This window comes from Pseudomonas sp. 58 R 12 (assembly GCF_900005865.1).
GTDB classification, from domain to species: Bacteria; Pseudomonadota; Gammaproteobacteria; order Pseudomonadales; family Pseudomonadaceae; genus Aquipseudomonas; species Aquipseudomonas tritici.
Genome location: NZ_CVTP01000024.1, coordinates 35,884 through 53,449 on the forward strand (window position 1 = coordinate 35,884; position 17,566 = coordinate 53,449).

Here is a 17,566-nt window from a genome sequence, read left to right on the forward strand (position 1 = left end):
ACTCAATACGCGAAATTGTCGATCTTGACCTGGCCATCGGGAAACGTCGCAATAATCTCCAGTTCGCCGCCCATCGCGCGGATATAGTCGCGTAACGTGCTGATGTACATGTCGGTGCGACGCTCCATCTTGGAAACCGCCGCCTGGTTGATATTCAATGCTTTGGCCAGGCTTTCCTGGCTCAACTGCTGAGCCTTGCGCAGCTCGTGCAGGGGCATTTCCTTGAGATGCTGCTTGAACAACTGCTGCGCTTCGGCACGGGATTCCGGCGTCATGCGGGCTTGAAGTTCAGCGAATTTTTTAGCCATGGGTACGGCCCTCTTTACGCAATGTATCCAAATGCACGTCGTACAGCTTTTCTGCCACTGGGACGTGTTCCTCATACCATCGGTGTTGCCCGGTTTTATCACCGCCGATCAGCAATAACGCGCATCGTCGCGGATCGAACGCGTACAAGACCTGATAAGGCCTACCCGCGTGCTGTATGCGCAGTTCCCGCAGGTTACCGTGCCGGCAGCCCTTGATATCGCTGCTGTGGGGGAAGCGCAAACCCGGCCCGAATAGCCCCAATAGATCAACGCTGGCAGACACCGAGACTTGCTCCTTTGCGCCCAACGCTTCCCACCAAGCTCCGAATTCATCCGTGTATTCAATGTCCCAGTCCATGCAAATATGCCACCCAAGGAATATAAACTCAAGAGCATAAAACCTAGTAGATGAATTGGATGAGCTGCCACCCGCCCACACCGGGAAATTGTTTGTACATCCTTCCGACCAGCCGGCAAAACCATCGATCTACCGCAGGAAAAGCGCCCAATGCAGCCTCACGCGCTGCAAAAACACAATTTTCGACATGTAAAAAGCGCTCTAATACCCGCCTGTTGATTGGCTTTAAAGATTCTGGAGTTCGCAATGCCCCATGAAGGCAACCTGTTACAAGCAGCCGTGGTATTCCTGCTCGCCGCCGTGCTGACCGTGCCCCTGGCCAAACGCCTGCAACTGGGCGCGGTGCTGGGCTACCTGTTTGCCGGCGTGATCATCGGGCCGTCGGTGCTCGGCCTGATCGGCAACCCGCAAAGCGTCGCGCAATTCTCTGAACTGGGCGTGGTACTGCTGCTGTTCATCATCGGCCTGGAGCTGTCACCCAAGCGTTTGTGGGTAATGCGCAAGGCCGTGTTTGGCGTTGGCCTGGCCCAGGTGCTGCTCACCGGCCTGGTGATGGGCGTGGTGGCCCTGTGGCTGTTTGGCCAGTCGTGGAACAGTGCCATTGTGCTCGGCCTGGGCCTGGCGCTTTCGTCCACCGCGTTCGGCCTGCAAAGCCTTGCCGAGCGCAAAGAGCTGAACCAACCACACGGTCGCCTCGCGTTTGCGATTCTGTTGTTCCAGGACATCGCTGCAATCCCGCTGATCGCCATGGTGCCGCTGTTGGCCGGCAGCGATCACCCCACCACCGAAGCCCAGGGCCTGCAGCATGTCTTGCAGATCCTCGGCAGCATCGCCGTGGTCATCATCGGCGGTCGCTACCTGCTGCGGCCGGTGTTTCGCATCGTCGCCAAGACCGGTCTGCGCGAAGTGTCCACCGCCACGGCGTTGCTGGTGGTGATCGGTACAGCCTGGTTGATGGAACTGGTGGGCGTGTCCATGGCCCTCGGCGCGTTTCTCGCTGGCTTGCTGCTGGCGGATTCGGAGTACCGTCACGAACTGGAATCCCAGATCGAACCGTTCAAGGGCCTGCTGCTGGGCCTGTTCTTCATCAGCGTGGGCATGGGCGCGAACCTCAGCCTGTTGCTCAGCTCGCCATGGGTGGTGATCGGGCTGACGCTGCTGCTGATCGGCTTGAAGCTGCCGCTGCTGTACGCCGTGGGCCGACGGGTGGGCGACCTCAATCGCGAAAGCGCCCTGCGCCTGGGCGTGGTGCTGGCGGCCGGGGGTGAGTTTGCTTTTGTCGTGTTCAAGATCGGTCGCGACCAGGGCCTGTTCGAACCTCATCTCTATGATGTGCTGGTGCTGACCATCACCCTCTCCATGGCCGTGACGCCGCTGCTGTTGCTGGTGTGCCCGAAGCTGTTCAAGCCCAAGGTCAAACCGGTGGAAGTGCCGGAGGAATACCGCGCCATCGAGAGCGATGCACCGCGCGTGGTGATTGCCGGCATGGGCCGTATGGGCCAAATAGTGGCGCGGATCCTGCGTGCGCAGAACATCTCGTTTATCGCCCTGGACACCTCGGTGGAGACCATCGAACTGACCCGCAGCTTCGGTGGCATGCCGGTGTTCTACGGTGACCCGCAACGCCCGGAGATCCTGCACGCGGCCAAGGTCGACCAGGCAGAGTTCTTTGTGATCGCCATGGATGACCCGGAGATCAACATCAAGACTGCCGAACTGGTGCGCAACCTCTACCCGCACATGAAGATCATCGCCCGTGCGCGTAACCGCCAGCACGTGCACCGCCTGGTGGACTTGGACGCCTCACCGATTCGCGAGACCTTCTACTCCAGCCTGGAAATGAGCCGTCGCACCCTGGTCGGCCTGGGCTTGAGCCAGGCTCAGGCCGATGCGCGCATCACGCGCTTCAAGAACCACGACCTGCAAGTGCTGGCGGCGCAACACGCGGTGTACGACGATGCAGCGAAAGTGATGCAGACCGCTCAAGAAGCGCGGACGGAGTTGGCGCGGCTGTTTGAGATGGACCGACTCGAGGAAGAGTCCGACAAGGTGTGAGGCTATCGGTGAACGATCTTGCGAAAATTCTGACAGAATATGCCGCAATTTCGTTCATCCCTGGAGCGCTTCATGGCCACTTTCACCAAGACCGCCGCCCTGCTGGTCCTCGCGCTTACTGCCGGCAGTGTCTTCGCCGCCTCCAAGCCAACTACGCAAACCATCTCTACCCTGGGCGGCAAGTTCACCTTCAACCTGCCCAAGGCCTACGCTGCCGACACCTTGCCGGCTGGCAAGGCGGATGATGGCACCGCCGATACCCAAGGCACGATGTACGCCAACCAAACCACGAAAAGTGTGGTGATCGTCGCCGAAACCGTGCGTAACGATGGAGTAACCATCGGGGATAACGACGCGCAGTTCCTCGATGGCGCCGTGGCCGGCTTCGTCAAGGACCAGAGCGCAGCGCTGCCTGACTTCAAGAAGCAGAGCGAGAAGAAGCTGAACTTAAAGGGCCTGGGCCTGCGCCAAGTGGACAGCACCGCCACCCAGGGTGGCGGCAAGACGTTGCAATCCACGTTCCTCGGCGGTTCGGGCAATCATTTGCTGGTGATCCAGGCGATTTCGCGGGCGGATGATGCCAAGGGGCATGCGGCGTTGGTGAAGCAGATTACAGGCGGTAAGTAACCCGATCTCCCAAGCAACACAAAACCAATGGGGGAGCAGGCAAGCCAGCTCCCACATTTTTTACGGCGTTTGCCTCAGGCTTTTTTCCAGCCAAATCTTCAAGTCCTGCACTTCCGCCTCACTGACGGTGTGGTTCATCCCCGGATACCCATGAAACTCCGGCTTCAACCCCAGCCCCGTCAGCACCTCGTTTGCCCGGGTCGCCGATGCATACGGCAGCGCCTGGTCCAAGGTGCCGTGACCAATAAAGATCGCCAGCTTGCCCAATGATTCATCCGGTTTCAGCTCAGCCTTGAGCACCGGCAACACGCTGCCACTCAACGCCGCAATCCCCCGCACCAGCTGCGGGTCACGCAACGCCACCTCATACGACATGATCGCGCCCTGGCTGAAACCAATCAGGAACACCCGATCGCTCCGGGTGTGGTACTTGGCGGTGGCTTTGGCGACGAAGTCCTTGATCAGCCCCGCACTGCGCTGAAGATCGGCCGTGACACCATCGTAATCGCCGTCACCCGGCGTCTTGGTAAACCAGCGGAATCCATTCGGATCGACCGGCATGGGCGCCCGAACCGACAAATAAGTCCACGTGGACGGCAGCGCGTCCTTGATGCCAAACAGGTCTTCCTCGTTGCTGCCAAAGCCATGCAGGAAAATCACCAGCGGTTGGTTGCGCGCATCGCCCTGGGTTTGCTCCAGGTACGACAGCGGCAAGTCGGTGTGCAGCGTATCGTCGGCATGAGCGGCACCGGCTAGCAGGGTCAGCGCCAGGGCAAACAGTTTAAGCATGGGACGTTACCTCAGGGTTTGCGTAGCAGATAAGTGTCCATGATCCAGCCATTCTCCAGGCGCGCGGCCTTGCGCACCCGTTGGATTTCTTCGGCCACCTCACTCACCTTGCCGCTGATCAGGATCTCATCCGGCGTGCCGAGGTAGGCGCCCCAGTAGATGTCCAGGTCCTGATCGGCCACGCTACGGTAGGAATCTTCGGCGTCAAGCATGACCACCAGGGTGTCGGCATCACTCGCCTGCCCCGCCGCCAGACGGCGCCCGGTGGTGATCTCAACCGACTTGCCGATGCGGTTCAACGGCACTTTGTGCTGGGCGGCCAGGGCCTGCACGCTGGTGATACCGGGGATGACGTCGAACTCAAAGGTGCAGCGGCCACTGGCCAAAATCGCCTGCAGAATGCGGATGGTGCTGTCGTACAGCGCAGGATCGCCCCACGCCAGGAAAGCGCCCACTTCACCGTCGGCCATTTCCTCATTGATCATGCGCTCGAAAGTCTGCTGCTTGTCGCGGTTGAGGTCCTGCACGGCGGTGGTGTAGTCGATATCGCCGCGCACACGCTCGGGGCAATCGGCCTCGGCGAAGCGGTAGCCAGGCTCGGTGATATAGGTCTCGCAGATCTCGCGGCGCAGGTCGATCAACTTGTCTTTGCTCTGGCCCTTGTCCATCAGGAAAAACACGTCGGTGCGGTTGAGCGCTTTCACGGCCTGCATCGTGATGTAGTCAGGGTTGCCGGCGCCAATGCCGATGATCAGGATGCGTTTCATGGGTAGCTCTCAGTGCGGGGCGTGGATTTTGCCATGTTCAGGCGCCTAGGCGTGAGTTTCCAGGCGCAGGCGCCAGGCCTTGTTGAAGCGAAGTTCAGTGGCTGACAGCGCTTCGACGTCGATGAGATAGAACATCGACAGCGGAAACCGCATCACGTACAGCAGTGCGGCGCGGATCACAAAGGGGTGCGTAATGGCGACCACATGGCCGGGTTGGGTTTCGAGGGATTTCATCCACTGCGCGACACGCGTGCAAACGTCATCCACCGACTCGCCGCCATGGGGTGCGCACGTGCTGTCAGTGAGCCAGGTGTTTAACTGATCGCCATTCAGTTGGCTGATGGCCTGGCCTTTCCACTGGCCGAAATCAGCGTCACGCAGGGCGTCTTCGACTCCTGCGTCACCGCCGAACAAGCCGGCAGTCTGCCGTGCGCGCATTTCCGGCCCGCACAACAAACGCCGGGTTTTTTTATAGCGCCCGGCCAGGGACAGCGCCGCCCCCTGCCAATCCATCGCCACCGCCTCGTCGTCCTGAAAACGCCCGCGCTTTTGCAGCGGCGTGGCGGCATGGCAGATGAGTGTCAAACGGGTGGCCTGGATCACGGATTGTTTCAACGACAAGGATTAAGGCCACCAAGACTGGCGCAGTTATCGCTAGGGCGCAACGCCTTGTGCCAGATAGAGCACCTGGTAGCCCGTGCCTGGATGCTCGGCATCCAGCGTCTTGGCCGACAGCGTAAACCGCACCAAGCGCCACGCTTGTACGTCCAGCGCGAGGAACACCGCGAACGTGTCGTTGCTATCCGCCAAGTGCTGATTCCGTCGTTTCTCATCGGCCACTATGCCCGCGCGGTCCGCGCCAGGCGCCAGCGGCCATTCCTCCCGATACACACTCAGCGCGTTCTGCGCCGGGCCGCGTTGTACATCCAGCGGCAGCCAACTCTCGATATGCGGACGACCGAAGCTGTCGAGCACTTTCTGGAAACGCTCCCCCAGCAAAAAGTCAGCGGCCTGCAAGGGGTCGGCCCACAGGTACACCGAGGAATACACATTGCCGCCAGTCTCCTGGGCGATAAACGCCTTGAACAGCAACCCTTCAGCGTGATCCCACAACGGCCCCAACTGCGCGGCGCGTCGGCGAATCACGTTCATGTCGTAGTCGGCGGGCAAGCGGTGTGAATACTGTTTGGCGAACATAAAAAAGCGCCCTGGCAAGATGAGGTTCCAGCTTGCGCACCCGTGATGATTTCAACAAGATATGAGCTGATATAGATGCGATAAGGATCCGATATGACTGACGCGCTCAAACCTCTGGATATCGACACCGTACACGCCTTCGTACTGGTGGCGGATTTCGCCAGTTTCACCCGTGCCGCCGAGGCCCTTGACACCTCCCAGGCCGCGATCAGCCTTAAGCTCAAGCGCCTTGAAGAGCGCCTCGGCTATCGCCTGCTTGAGCGCACGCCACGGCACGTGCGGCTGTCGCCCAAGGGCGAGCAGTTCATCGTGGCCGCGCGTGCGCTGCTCAACGCCCATGAACGCGCGCTGGGCGACATGGGCACCCACGCACCGCGTCGCTTGGTGATCGGCATCAGCGACCACGTCGCCGGCCCGGACTTGCCGACCTGGCTCAGCCGCCTGGCCGCCTATGACCCTTTGGTGATCCTCGAAGTCCGCATCGCCTCCTCCCGCGACCTGGTCGCCGCCTTCGATCGCAACGAGCTGGACGCGGTCATCGTGCGCAACGAGGGTGACCGCCAGGACGGCGAAGTCTTGGTGGTGGAACGCTTCGGCTGGTTCGCTGCGCCCACCTGGCAACACAGCCCCGGCACGCCACTGCGCATGGCGACCATGGCTGCGCCCTGCGGCGTTCGCCACTTGGCCACACGCGCACTGGACGCGGCGCGCATCGACTGGACCGAAGTATTCGTCGGCGGCGGTGTGATGGCCGTGGGGGCGGCAGTCAGCGCCGGCCTCGGCGTAGCCGCCCTCGCCCACCGCGTGGCACCCGCTGGCGCGGCTGAGGTGAGCGAGCAATATGGGTTGCCGGCATTGCCCGTGAGTGAAGTGGTGCTTCACAGCCGGATCAGTGACGCACGCTCCAGGGAAACATTGCGCGCCCTGAGCGCGACCTTTCGTGGTGTGCTGCAACGTTGAAACCAGCCCCCGCCAGTGTGCTTTTTTTGTGGGAGCTGGCTTGCCCAGGTGATGCCATTTTCACAATTGTAGTGAGCGGGCTTGCCCCGCGCTGGGTGGCGAAGCCGCCCCAAACCAGGCGACTTGGTTTTATCTGGCACTCGGCGGTGTCTTTATTGGGGCGGCTTCGCCACCCAGCGCGGGGCAAGCCCGCTCACTACAGGTTGCTTCTGTGCTCTCAAAAGATGTGTGGCGACATGACATCGTCAATCAAACCACTCACGGCGGCCTTCGAAGGTGCTGATGATCAACGCCACAATCATCCGCACCGCCTCCGCATCCCCCACTTGCGCATTCACTGCCAGCCACACGTGGCGCTGCATGCTCTCGGCCAACAACCCCGGCAACGCCACAAGCCCCCGGTCAAAACTGCTCATGTAGTGCGGCAGCAACCCAATACAGGCGCCACAACGAATCATCTCCAGCATCAGCGAATACGCATGCACCTGCACCACCGCCGCCAAACGCTGCTCCACCACCCGATTCCACGGCTGCAGCGCGCCAACCTGCGCATCCGGCTGCCACTGCACCAGCATGTAGTCATTCAGGTCTTCCACGCTGTCCGGCCGTGTTGTCAGCCGTGAATAACGCTTGGCGATATGCGGCAAATATTGCAGCCGCGCCAGGGCCCGTGGCGGCTCAGTGACAAAGCTCGGGCCCGGCACCGGGCCGTCGGCGTCCGACAACCACAGCACCACGTCTACCTCCACTGCTTGCAGCGACAACTGGCTGTCGATGGAGATGATCTCCAGGCGCACGCTGGCGTTGCGTCGCAGCAAGGCAATCAGGTCGCGCCCAAGGATGTCGTGCAGGATCGGCTCAGCCACCGCTAGCCGAATCAGCGGTTGCTCCGTGACCGGCAGGCGCCGCTCATGGGCCAGGGCAATCAACTGAGCCTGCAACTGCTGACCATCGCGGCTAAGTACCAAACCATTGCCCTGATAGGTGAACAGCGAATGGCGCAGATGCTCTTCCAACTGCGCCAAGCGCTTGCGCAACAGCGTCGCCTTGATATTCAAACTGCGCGCCGCCTGCATGAAACAGCCGCAACGCGCACTCACCAGAAAGTAGCGCGCCACCTCCGGGTCAATCTCATTGGCCAGGACCAGCCAGGTACTACGCCCCTCGCCAGGTGCGCGATAAGCGGACGGCCCCTGAAGGCCAGACGGTTCTAGAAATGCCATGGGAGACTCCCTGTCTTGTCTGTCTGTGCATCCAATGCGGGTTGAAACGCGTTACTCCAGCACCTTGTTCAGCTCTGCGCCGTCGATACTCAGGGTCGCGGTGTTAAGCATGCCTTCGAGGTAAGCCTTGGCGATCTGCTCCTGGCGCTGGGTGCGCAGGGCCTGGGTCAGGCGTTCGCGCAGCTCGTCCAGGGTCGCCGTGCGCGCCGGTTGCTGGCCGGTGAGCTTGAGCACATGGAACCCTGCCGCACTCTGCACCACATCCGATACGGCACCGACCTTGAGGCGCGACACCGCAGTGCGCACTTCCGGCACCAGTTGCTGCAATGGCTGCATCCCCGAGTCCCCACCTCGCGCGGCAGAGTCGGTGTCCTGGGAAAATTGCGTGGCCAGGGCGGCGAAATCACCCGGTGCCGCCTGGGCGCGGCGGCTCAATTCCTGGGCCTGGCGGCGTACTGTGTCGAGGGTTTGCGGGTCATTCACCGCGAGGAAAATCTGACTCACCCGATACAACGGCGGCGTCATCCATTGCGACTTGCCGCTGTCGTAGGCCTGTTGCAATTCAGCCGGGCTGGGGTAGTCGGCCGGCACCTGGCTGACCGAGAGCATGTAGTCGCGAAACACGATTTGCTCAGTGGCAGCTCGCGTTTGCTGTTCCACTTCCGGGCGCTGGCGCCAGCCTTGCGCGTCGGCCTGTTCGAGCACCGCCTTTTGTGCCAGACGTGAACGGATCCAGGTCTCCAACGCACCTCGGTTGCCGCGTAATTGCTCGCGAGACTCGGCCGGCAGGCTGGCAAGCACGCTTTTCAGTTCCGTCAGGTCGATCTGCTGATTACCCAGGCGAGCCACCGCTGGACCGCTCGGCGCAAGGTTGAGCACCGGTGCCGGTTGCTGAGCCGCCACCGGGTCGCTGCCCGGTCGCACGCTCAAACCCACCGCCACCACCAGCAGGGCCAGCGCACCCGCGCCGACCATCAAGGTTGGCTTTTTCACAATACGGGCGCCTCGACGTCGGCCTGGGCCTGCAACTGCGCCGCCTGCTGGCTGTATTCACGCAGGTAGACGATAAACTCCTGCAACAGGCGATCCCACAGTTCCAGCTGGCTGCGCAGGTGCGTGGCGCCAACACCGGCCACCACCACGTCCATTTCCATCAGCAGGAATTCGCCCTGCACCGATAACCGCGCAAAGCGCCGCGAGGCGTTCCACACCTGGGCCAGGCCTTCAGGCAACTCGCCCTGGATACGCAGCGCGCAGCTGTAGGTGAAATCCACGTAGTTGCCCTGCTCCGCCGCCGGGTTGCCGAAGCGCACGGCAAAGCCGATGCCCTGGCTGGCGCTGAGCAATTGCACGATACCGTTCTGCTCGGTCTGATTGACCCGGTAGCCGGATTCCTGCAACAGCTCGGTGAGGCTCTGGGTGGTGACGCTGGTGATCAATTCGCTCATGGAGATCTCTTCCCTGTCTATCAATGATTGGCAGTTGCCTGAGGCGCGTCGAAACGGCTCTTGTACAAATCATCGCCAAAGCCCTGGGCCAGTTCCTCGAACTTGACCCGCGCGCTGCTGGCGAACGGCTGGCGAATACTCATCACCTCGGCCACGTCGATTTTTTCGTAGGCCGCGAGCAGTTGCTGGGCCACGCCGTACATCTGTTGATTCTTGACTGAACATTGCTGCACTTGTGTGTCACGTTCGCTCAGTTGTGCCTGCAAGCGAGCGCGCTCGGCTTCTTTACCCTTGGCGAGCACCAGCAGTTCGTCATAAGCCTTCTTGAACTTGCCGATCTGCTCATTGCTCGCCGCGACCTGGGCTTGCGCCTGACTGTGCAGGCTCTGTTGCTGGCCGGCCATTTGCTCGGCCACGCCACGGGTCTTCTCCAGCTCAGCGGTCAGTTGCTTGATTTGCGCCTGGGCCTGCTTGGCCTGGGTTTCAGCGGCGATACGCGCCGCACTGGCCTGAGCCTGTTCGCTTTGCAGCGCCTGCAATTGCTGGGTGGTGCTGCGCAATTGCGTACGCAAGCGCTCCTCCATGCCTTCAGCCGAGGCCGCCGTGGCAACGAATACCAAGAGCAGCCCGCAGATTCGCGTGTTCATGTGGCATCTCCCTGCGCATCAAAAGCGCGTGTTGAGTTCCAGTTGCATCACATCGACTTCGAACGGCTGGCCATACACTTCGGACGCGCTCAACCAACGCGCACTGGCGTAGATGTTCTTTTCGATGCCGTAGTTGGCGCCGATGAAGTACCCCTTGGCGTTGGTGCCGCCCAGGTGGAACGAGGAATCGTTGAAGCCGTCGGGCAAGGCGTCGGGCTGGATGTATTTGTAACCGGCCAGCACATTCCAATCGCCGCGCTTGCGCATCTCCAACGCGCTGCCGAGGGTGAACGAGACCATCAGCGCATTGCCGCCACTTTCAAACTGGCCTTTGCTGTTGATGTTGTTGACGATCTCGCCCTCGCTGCGCTTGAGCATCTCGCCCTTGTCGTAAGCCAGGTTGTGGATGAAGTTAGCTTGGCTGCGCAGCTTGAAATCGCTCGGCAGCTCGCTGTCCCAGACCAGGTTGAGGTCCAGCACATCGAACTTGGACGCCAGGCCTACGAACTGCGGGTCGGGTGTTCTGGCAGGATCAGCCGGGTTGGTGGTGTTGTTACGCAAGTTGAACACGGTGTTGCCTTTTTGCATGAAGGCCACGCGCGTGCCGTCGGTGTCGCAACCCGCCGCGCCCGCCCATGGCGCGCAAGGGCTGGAGCGCTCGCCTTCGATGTCCTGGAACTGGTAGTAGGCAGCCGCCAGCTTGAGACGGTTGCTGCGATTGATCTTCCAGTCAGCGCCAATCTGCCCACCGAACAGCCATTTGGTCTCGCTGTCTTCCTTGTCGATACCGTTGGCGCTGGCAGTGTCGGAGGTGTATTCGACCGGGAAGGCGCCGAGCGTGCCGAACAGGCCCCATTCACTATTGAGGGCGTGGTTGAAGACTGCGGCCACACCGTCGAAGTTGAGGTCGTTGGAATACATCATGTCGGTGGAGTAGAAAGGGTTGCCGATGCGGCCGGCGGTCAACTTCATGTAGTCGGTGGTTGCCCAGGTGAGGTAACCCTGGTCAAGCCAGACGTCTTTTTTGCCGAAACCGCCGCCCAGGGTTTGGGTGGTGGACACCGGGTTATTGTCAGAGCCGGTGGCGATGCGTATGCCGGCTGTCCAATCCGGAGAGATCACCGCCTTCATGCCCAGGCGTGCGCGCAGGCGGAACAGGTTCTCACGGTCCTCGCGGGTGTTGAGCAAGGGTGGGAACTTGGTATTGGAGTTTTTGTTGACGTCGTAGGGGCCGGTGTCATTGAGCTTCGCGAAGTCAGTGATGTTGTTGCTGTTGTTACCCGAAAAATAGCGCGACTCGTCGCGCAAACGGATATCGCCATCAAAGCTGATGCGCGAGATCCAGTCCGGGAACGTATTGGGCTGCGCCCAGTTTTCCTGCTTGGCGGTGGCCATGACCTCGGCCTTGACCTGATCGCGGATCTGATCCTTGACCGCCTGCGGCACATATTGCACACGCACGTCGCCGGGCGCGGCGACCGGGCCTGCGGCAACCACCGACGCGGCATTGGCCTGGCGTGCCTGCTGGGCTTCCTTTTCGGCCTGGGCGATCAGCCCATTGGCGGTTTCCTGCTTGAGCACGCCTTGCTGCACCAACAGGCGGATCAGGTTGATAGTGACGTTTTCCGAGGGCGCGACCGGGGCTGCAGTCGCCTGGCCGACCAGGGTCGCGATGACCATGCCGACCGCCAGGGTCAGTCGATTCACGGGGGAAATCATGTGTACGCAACTCCTGTAAAAAACCGTTGAAAAAAGCATTCAATTAATCCGGGCGCCGGCCCTTCAGGGACAGGCGCATGGGCAGCGTCAGCGAGGCCGGCGGCTTCTGTGTGGAACGCGGTGCACGTATCAGCGCGAGCATCTGGGCATCGGTCTCGGCATCCCCGCTGGACTTGGCCACCAGCGCTTTAGTGACCTGGCCATCGGTGCCCAACCACAGGTCTATCTGTATCGAGAAAGCCTTCTTGCGTAATTCCGGGTCTTCGCGCATCAGCCGTTGATAGGTGCCGGCCAGGTACTGCTTGTACGTGCCGGTACCCAACCCGCCGCCGCCACCGCTGCCGGCCATGCCGCCGCCCTTACCAGCGCCGATGTTGAAACCGTCATTGCCGGACTGAGCGTCGCCATCGATCTGCATCGGGTTGGCCAGGTCTTCGTTGGGCGAAGGCGGCGCTTCCTCGGCCGGCTTGACCTCTTCGGGTTCGGGGCTTGGCACCGGCTCCGGGACTTTTTCTTCGACCTGGGGCTCGGGCTCCTTGGGTTTCTCTGGAGGCGGTGGCGGTGGTGGCGGCAACGGGATAATCGTCGGCACCTTGGGCGCTTCGCGGCGCACGCCACTCATGTCATTGGCCCACTGCCACAAAAACCAGGCCGCCACGGCGCCCAGCAACAGGCCCGCGCCCCACTTCAACGGGCGCAATGGCGGCTTCTTTTTCACGGGCAGTGGCGCGATTGGGATCTGTGCGGTCATGGCTCAGCCCTGGCTCGGCTTGCCGGTGACCAGCCCGACCTGGGACAGCTCCAGCCGGCGCAGCAAGTCGAGCACTTCGATCACCTTCTGGTACTGCACCATCGCATCGCCGCGCACGATCACCGGGAAATCCGGGTTCAGCGCTTTCTCGATACGCAGGCGCTCTTCGAGTTCGCCAAGGGTCACCGGGTACGCGTCAAGGAACACCTGGCCGCCGTCGTTCACGGAGATCGCCTTGGTCTTGGCCTCCGACAACGACACCGAAGCGCTGGCCTTGGGCAGGTGAATCTGGATACCCGAGACCTGGGCAGTGGCGGTGAGGATAAACATCACCAGCACCACCATCAGCACGTCCACCAGGGGCGTGATGTTGATGCTGTCGACGGCGGCATCATCGTCATCGTCGTGGGAGGCATTTACAGAAGCCATGGCAACTCTCCTCAGGCCGGAACCGGTGCGTGATGCGGTGCGCGGTGCGCGGCTTCACTGTGCTGGCTCTCGCCGTGCATCTCCGCCAGGCGGGTGATGAACTCATCGACAAACACGCGCATGTCCGCACTCACTTCCTTGTTGCGCGTGATCAGGCGGTTGTAGCCAAACAGCGCCGGGATCGCGACAAACAGGCCCATGGCCGTGGCCAGCAAGGCCGCCGCCATACCCGGCGCGATGGCATTGATGTTCACGTCACCGGCCATGGCGGTACCGAGGAACACCACCATGATCCCCAGCACCGTCCCGAGCAGGCCGATGTACGGGCCGCCGGCGATGGCGTTGGACAGGGTCGAGAGCTTGGAGCTGAGGGCCTGGTTTTCGCGGGTGCGCACGCCGTCCATGGAACAGCGGATGGCTTCGATGGTGGCAGCCGAGACCGACGAGGTGTCGGCGCCCTGGGCGCGACGGGTGCGGATTTCCTTGACCGCCACCAGGTACAGGCGCCACAGCGAAGAATGGGTCAGGCGCTCAGCCAATTGCGTGTCGTCGGCGTACATTTCCAGGCGGGTGCCGATCTGCGCGAAATGCTCGCGGAAGACCTCGTTGGCACTGCTGAGGCGGCTGACCTGACGGTTCTTGCGCAGCATGATGACCCACGACTGGAACATCATCGCCACCAGCACCAGGATGATCACCCAGGCGTCCACCGGTACGGCATTAAGCAAGAAGCCCAGGCTGCCGAAGCCCATGCCGGACTGTTCTTCATCCACGCCATAGGCCACCAGCTTCGACTCGGCGCCCTGGGCGCTGGCGTCGGCCAGCAACAGCGCGGCCGGGCGCGCCACCTTGGACAGGCGCAGCTCATCGATGGCCCCGGCGAATGGCTGGTGCGTGCTGCCCGCTTCCGGCAGGTCGGCGCCAATGGCCAACTGGGAATTGAACGCTGGCAAGGCGACGGCGAGGGTCGCGGTTTCGCGGCCATTCACATACAGCGAGACCTTTTCACCCTCGGCGGTGAACGCCAGGTGCTGCCATTGGCCGGGGTTCAGCGGTTGGGTCGACACGGCGCGCTGGCCGTCGATTTCCACAAACGGCATACCTTGGTTCAAGCCCAGCAGCAGGTTGTGAGAGCCGTCGCGACGGGCCAGCACCACTTGCTCGCCACTGGCCTGGTCCAGGCGCAGCCAGGCACTGAAGGTGAATGCGCCACCGGCTGCGTGCTGCAACGATGGGCTGGCCGGCAACATCAAGGGCTGGCCGCCTAACTGCAAGGCGCGGCCGATCACGCCGTCAATGCTCGCGCCAGTGGCGTTCAGTGCAGTGTTGGCGTAGGCCGTGGTGTCCCGGGGCGGTGTCGCATTGGCCCCATCAAAGTGGTAAAGCGCGGTGTAGTTCGGATCAAACGTCAGTTGGCCGTTGGCGGTGGCCGGGGCTTTCTGATTGCCGTAGTACATCCACAGGTCCTGGCGCTGGCCGCCTTCGACCTTGGGCACATCGACCCAGATCAGCGCCATGCCCATCAACGGGTCGAAGCTTTCGATCTGATGGTTGAACACGGTCTTGTCATCGGCGCTGACAAAACGCAGGTCGGCACCGTCTTCCTTCACCCCGTCAAAGGTGAAATTGCCCGTGTGCAGGCGCACCAGCAGCGCGGTGCGGCCCAGGGCCTGGTTGATCGCGGCGCCTTGGGCGGTGGTGTCTACCGAGATCTGTTTGCGGTAGTGCCAATCGTCCTGCCACCAGGCATGGGCGGTGGCCGGGAGCGCGAAGCCCAGGCAGATCAACAGGCTCAGGAATAGGCGTTGCATGGGTGAAGTCTCCGAAAGAAAAAGTCAGAAAGTCGCCTGCACACTGAAGTGCAGTCGCGAGTCCTGTTTCTGGGTGTTCGGTCCATCGAGCAGCGGGTAGCCCCAATCCAGGCTGCCGGACAACCATTTGCTCAAACTGGCGCGGGTGCCCAGGCCGACACTGGCCAGGCTGTATTCGTCTTCTTGCTCGGGCAGCGGGTCGTGCAGGCGCATGCGCGCGCCTTCGGCGAACGCATAAAAGCGCCATTCCTGCACATAACTGCCGAGAAACTTGGCCATGGACGGCGTGCGCAGTTCCTGGGAGAGCAAGTAACCCTCATCCCCGGTGCGCTCCGCCGCCAGGTAGCCGCGCACCGAAGTGGCGCCGCCGGCGGAATACTGCTCGTTGGAGACCAGCGGCCCCGAAGCCAGCTGGAAGCCACTTTTGGTGGCTGACTGCCAATCGTTGGCGAAGGTGTAGGTGTAATTCAGGTCGCCCTTGAGCACGGCAAAACTGGCGCTGGCCTTGTAGCGCTTGTAGTCGAACTCCTCGGCGTCGCTGCCATAACCGAAGAACGCACGGGTGCCGACGACCAGGTTCAAGCCAAGCCCCAGCTGGGATTGCTCGGCGTAGCGATAGCCGTTGTAGCCCAACGTGAATGGCGCGTACTTGAGCGGCACTTGGTCGCTGCTGGAGCCAAATTTCATTTCCTCGTCGAAGTCCTTGAAGTCGACCCCGAACGAGAACGAGTTGGCCCAGTTACCGGCAGCGGGCAGGTTGTAGATCGCCGACACCCCATAGGAATGCCCCTTGCCCAACACGTTGCTGCCGCCGATGGTGGCGATGTTGCTGTCGGACTGGTAACCGGAGAACTGCAAGGTCCAGCGCTCGTTCAACGGGGCGGTATAGGAACCGGACCAGACCTTGGCATTCTCAGTGTCCTGGGGGGCGGTGAAGTACGTCAGCGAAATGCTGTGGCCCAGTTGCCAGAGGTTGTCGTAACCCAGGGTTGCCACCGAGCGCAGCTTCTCGGTGTCGGCGCTGTAGTCGTTGTTCAGGCCGAGGCTGGCGTGCCAGGGGTTCTGGTCTTCCACCTGCAAATCCACATCCATGGTGCCGGGGCGCTGGCCTTCGCGTACCAGCGGCGTGACCTGACGCCCGGCACTGCGGTTGAGGCCGGCCAACTGGGTTTGCACCGTGGCAAAGTCCGGCACCGCGCCCTCTTCAAGCGCCGGCACCTGCTCGCGGATTTCCACCGGCGAATAGTGCTTGGCGCCGACCACACGCACGCGTCCTACCTTGGTTTCGCTGACTTGCAGGTAGACGATACCGTCGTCGACCTTCTGCTCCGGCAGCTCGACAAACACCGACTGGTAGCCCCGCGACTGGTAGATCTTCTGCAGCGCATCGCGGGCGCCTTCGATATCGCCCAAGGTCTTTTGCGGACCGAGAAACGGGTACACAGCCTCCTCGATCGTCGCCGCATCGAGCACCGTGTTGCCGCGCACGAAGTACTCGTTGACGTCGACCTTGCGCGCCGCTTGCTCTTCCTCGGCCAACGCGATTTGCGTCACGCTCCCCAGCGTCACGCAACACAGCGCCAGCGTTAATTTGAACAGATGCTCCACACCGCCCCCTGACATTCTGATTTTTTGCGCCGCCACCGATTGCCCGGCATGCGGCCTGCTCAATTGCTGGTGATCGAGGTGTTGCCGTGGCGTGCCAGCCAGGTGTGCAACAGGGCGAAGTTCAGCGAGAACTCCGGCATGTGCAGCAAGGCGCCACAAAACACGTCACCGATGATTTTCTGGATGAGTTGCACCGCACGCGGGTTATTCAGCAGCGTGGCGATGTCGCGGGTGAGGACATGAAGGCTCCAGACCTTTTGGGTCAGGTCCAGGCCGACGAACCAGCGGAACAGCAGGTTGTAGTTCAGCTGTTCATGCAGTTGCTGCTCGCTGGGTACCGAATACAGCAGTTGCAGCAAGAGGACTTGCAGCACAGTGTGCGGGGCGATCGACATCGCGGATTCGGCCACCAGCCACTCACGGTGCTGGTCGAGCACTTCGTCGATCTGCGGGCGCAGCAACACCAGGGAATGGCCCGCCGGGATGTAGCTGGACACTTCCTTCAACGCGCCCTGCCAGTCGTCCTGAGAGACGATCCACACCCACGGCGCACCGTAGCGGTACACCGAAACCGGCTTCTTGCGCGCGGCTTCAACGATCTTCGACAGGCGCTGGTCGAGCTCCTGCATGCCTACTTTCGAGTAACGTTCCATAGTTCCCACTTGCCCCACTCCTGGCGTCTTGCTGACGGCTGGGGAGGCAGCTTGTGGCGGCCTCCAGCGCGTTACATAGGAGAGACGGGGGTGGCCGGGAGCTACCGAACTTTTGTCATGAAAGCTTCATTTGGGATTGGGAGGGGGGCAATTTTTTTGATGGTTGGTCGGGGTGTATATCCGTTATTTAAGTAACGGCGGGTTATGGTTCCGCCC

At 61.7% G+C, this 17,566-nt stretch carries 19 protein-coding genes; 3 read left to right on the plus strand and 16 right to left on the minus strand.

The window, feature by feature from the left end; translation table 11 throughout:
• Positions 1-2: 2 nt before the first annotated feature.
• Complete coding sequence (locus BFP95_RS21015; protein ID WP_049708781.1) at positions 3-308, minus strand: XRE family transcriptional regulator; 306 nt, start codon at positions 306-308, stop codon at positions 3-5.
• Positions 301-666, minus strand: coding sequence for a type II toxin-antitoxin system RelE/ParE family toxin (locus BFP95_RS21020; protein ID WP_065910642.1), 366 nt, complete (start codon positions 664-666; stop codon positions 301-303). The genes BFP95_RS21015 and BFP95_RS21020 overlap by 8 nt, the downstream gene beginning before the upstream one ends.
• Positions 667-912: 246 nt before the next feature.
• Between BFP95_RS21020 and BFP95_RS21025 the strand changes: the two genes are divergently transcribed.
• Positions 913-2,721: a monovalent cation:proton antiporter-2 (CPA2) family protein gene (locus BFP95_RS21025; RefSeq protein WP_065889427.1), complete on the plus strand. Its 1,809-nt coding sequence runs from the start codon at positions 913-915 to the stop codon at positions 2,719-2,721.
• A 72-nt stretch (positions 2,722-2,793) separates the two neighbouring features.
• Positions 2,794-3,348, plus strand: coding sequence for a hypothetical protein (locus BFP95_RS21030; RefSeq protein ID WP_065876180.1), 555 nt, complete (start codon positions 2,794-2,796; stop codon positions 3,346-3,348).
• A 60-nt stretch (positions 3,349-3,408) separates the two neighbouring features.
• Here the strand turns inward: BFP95_RS21030 and BFP95_RS21035 are convergent, their stop codons facing one another.
• Genes BFP95_RS21035 through BFP95_RS21050 form a run of 4 tightly spaced genes read right to left on the minus strand, consistent with a single transcriptional unit; the run spans position 3,409 to position 6,101 of the window.
• On the minus strand, positions 3,409-4,137 hold the full coding sequence (locus BFP95_RS21035; RefSeq protein ID WP_065876181.1) for an alpha/beta hydrolase: 729 nt from the start codon (positions 4,135-4,137) through the stop codon (positions 3,409-3,411).
• Between the two features lie 11 nt (positions 4,138-4,148).
• A complete protein-coding gene (gene cobF, locus BFP95_RS21040; RefSeq protein WP_065910643.1) occupies positions 4,149-4,904 on the minus strand; it encodes a precorrin-6A synthase (deacetylating) in 756 nt (251 codons plus the stop codon).
• Positions 4,905-4,949: 45 nt separating this feature from the next.
• The gene (locus tag BFP95_RS21045; protein WP_065910738.1) at positions 4,950-5,504 is read right to left on the minus strand and encodes a histidine phosphatase family protein; all 555 of its coding nucleotides are present in this window, start codon (positions 5,502-5,504) and stop codon (positions 4,950-4,952) included.
• 54 nt (positions 5,505-5,558) lie between these two features.
• Positions 5,559-6,101 (minus strand): DUF4865 family protein, encoded by a 543-nt coding sequence (locus BFP95_RS21050; RefSeq protein WP_065889419.1) that lies wholly within the window; start codon positions 6,099-6,101, stop codon positions 5,559-5,561.
• Positions 6,102-6,194: 93 nt separating this feature from the next.
• Between BFP95_RS21050 and BFP95_RS21055 the strand changes: the two genes are divergently transcribed.
• Positions 6,195-7,061 carry a LysR family transcriptional regulator gene (locus BFP95_RS21055; RefSeq protein ID WP_065910644.1) on the plus strand — a complete coding sequence of 289 codons (867 nt, stop codon included), beginning with the start codon at positions 6,195-6,197 and terminating at the stop codon, positions 7,059-7,061.
• A 245-nt stretch (positions 7,062-7,306) separates the two neighbouring features.
• Here BFP95_RS21055 and BFP95_RS21060 read toward each other — a convergent pair whose 3' ends face one another.
• The 10 genes from BFP95_RS21060 to BFP95_RS21105 are packed head-to-tail and all read right to left on the minus strand — an operon-like array spanning position 7,307 to position 17,350.
• Positions 7,307-8,284 (minus strand): LysR family transcriptional regulator, encoded by a 978-nt coding sequence (locus BFP95_RS21060; RefSeq protein WP_065889415.1) that lies wholly within the window; start codon positions 8,282-8,284, stop codon positions 7,307-7,309.
• A 51-nt stretch (positions 8,285-8,335) separates the two neighbouring features.
• Entirely contained in the window at positions 8,336-9,277 is a 942-nt protein-coding gene (locus BFP95_RS21065) for a peptidylprolyl isomerase (protein WP_065910645.1), read from the minus strand.
• The gene (locus tag BFP95_RS21070; RefSeq protein ID WP_065881380.1) at positions 9,274-9,732 is read right to left on the minus strand and encodes a YbjN domain-containing protein; all 459 of its coding nucleotides are present in this window, start codon (positions 9,730-9,732) and stop codon (positions 9,274-9,276) included. Before BFP95_RS21070 ends, BFP95_RS21065 begins: the two co-directional genes overlap by 4 nt.
• 20 nt (positions 9,733-9,752) lie before the next feature.
• Complete coding sequence (locus tag BFP95_RS21075) at positions 9,753-10,379, minus strand: DNA repair protein (RefSeq protein ID WP_065910646.1); 627 nt, start codon at positions 10,377-10,379, stop codon at positions 9,753-9,755.
• 18 nt (positions 10,380-10,397) lie between these two features.
• Positions 10,398-12,098, minus strand: a complete 1,701-nt coding sequence (locus BFP95_RS21080; protein ID WP_065910647.1) for a putative porin — start codon at positions 12,096-12,098, stop codon at positions 10,398-10,400.
• 43 nt (positions 12,099-12,141) lie between these two features.
• A complete protein-coding gene (locus tag BFP95_RS21085; protein ID WP_065910648.1) occupies positions 12,142-12,849 on the minus strand; it encodes an energy transducer TonB family protein in 708 nt (235 codons plus the stop codon).
• A 3-nt stretch (positions 12,850-12,852) separates the two neighbouring features.
• Positions 12,853-13,278 carry an ExbD/TolR family protein gene (locus BFP95_RS21090; protein WP_010211136.1) on the minus strand — a complete coding sequence of 142 codons (426 nt, stop codon included), beginning with the start codon at positions 13,276-13,278 and terminating at the stop codon, positions 12,853-12,855.
• An 11-nt stretch (positions 13,279-13,289) separates the two neighbouring features.
• On the minus strand, positions 13,290-15,089 hold the full coding sequence (locus BFP95_RS21095; protein ID WP_065876190.1) for a DUF2341 domain-containing protein: 1,800 nt from the start codon (positions 15,087-15,089) through the stop codon (positions 13,290-13,292).
• A gap of 24 nt (positions 15,090-15,113) precedes the next feature.
• Positions 15,114-16,697, minus strand: a complete 1,584-nt coding sequence (locus BFP95_RS21100; RefSeq protein ID WP_065910649.1) for a ShlB/FhaC/HecB family hemolysin secretion/activation protein — start codon at positions 16,695-16,697, stop codon at positions 15,114-15,116.
• Positions 16,698-16,756: 59 nt separating this feature from the next.
• The gene (locus BFP95_RS21105) at positions 16,757-17,350 is read right to left on the minus strand and encodes a transposase (protein WP_065910650.1); all 594 of its coding nucleotides are present in this window, start codon (positions 17,348-17,350) and stop codon (positions 16,757-16,759) included.
• Positions 17,351-17,566 lie beyond the last annotated feature (216 nt).

Excerpts from the sequence above, each read along its gene's own strand:
- BFP95_RS21015 (WP_049708781.1), bottom strand. The coding sequence starts at position 308 with ATGGCTAAAAAATTCGCTGAACTTCAAGCCCGCATGACGCCGGAATCC.
- BFP95_RS21020 (WP_065910642.1), bottom strand. The coding sequence starts at position 666 with ATGGACTGGGACATTGAATACACGGATGAATTCGGAGCTTGGTGGGAA.
- BFP95_RS21025 (WP_065889427.1), top strand. The coding sequence starts at position 913 with ATGCCCCATGAAGGCAACCTGTTACAAGCAGCCGTGGTATTCCTGCTC.
- BFP95_RS21030 (WP_065876180.1), top strand. The coding sequence starts at position 2,794 with ATGGCCACTTTCACCAAGACCGCCGCCCTGCTGGTCCTCGCGCTTACT.
- BFP95_RS21035 (WP_065876181.1), bottom strand. The coding sequence starts at position 4,137 with ATGCTTAAACTGTTTGCCCTGGCGCTGACCCTGCTAGCCGGTGCCGCT.
- cobF (WP_065910643.1), bottom strand. The coding sequence starts at position 4,904 with ATGAAACGCATCCTGATCATCGGCATTGGCGCCGGCAACCCTGACTAC.
- BFP95_RS21050 (WP_065889419.1), bottom strand. The coding sequence starts at position 6,101 with ATGTTCGCCAAACAGTATTCACACCGCTTGCCCGCCGACTACGACATG.
- BFP95_RS21055 (WP_065910644.1), top strand. The coding sequence starts at position 6,195 with ATGACTGACGCGCTCAAACCTCTGGATATCGACACCGTACACGCCTTC.
- BFP95_RS21060 (WP_065889415.1), bottom strand. The coding sequence starts at position 8,284 with ATGGCATTTCTAGAACCGTCTGGCCTTCAGGGGCCGTCCGCTTATCGC.
- BFP95_RS21070 (WP_065881380.1), bottom strand. The coding sequence starts at position 9,732 with ATGAGCGAATTGATCACCAGCGTCACCACCCAGAGCCTCACCGAGCTG.
- BFP95_RS21075 (WP_065910646.1), bottom strand. The coding sequence starts at position 10,379 with ATGAACACGCGAATCTGCGGGCTGCTCTTGGTATTCGTTGCCACGGCG.
- BFP95_RS21080 (WP_065910647.1), bottom strand. The coding sequence starts at position 12,098 with ATGATTTCCCCCGTGAATCGACTGACCCTGGCGGTCGGCATGGTCATC.
- BFP95_RS21085 (WP_065910648.1), bottom strand. The coding sequence starts at position 12,849 with ATGACCGCACAGATCCCAATCGCGCCACTGCCCGTGAAAAAGAAGCCG.
- BFP95_RS21090 (WP_010211136.1), bottom strand. The coding sequence starts at position 13,278 with ATGGCTTCTGTAAATGCCTCCCACGACGATGACGATGATGCCGCCGTC.
- BFP95_RS21095 (WP_065876190.1), bottom strand. The coding sequence starts at position 15,089 with ATGCAACGCCTATTCCTGAGCCTGTTGATCTGCCTGGGCTTCGCGCTC.
- BFP95_RS21105 (WP_065910650.1), bottom strand. The coding sequence starts at position 17,350 with ATGGAACGTTACTCGAAAGTAGGCATGCAGGAGCTCGACCAGCGCCTG.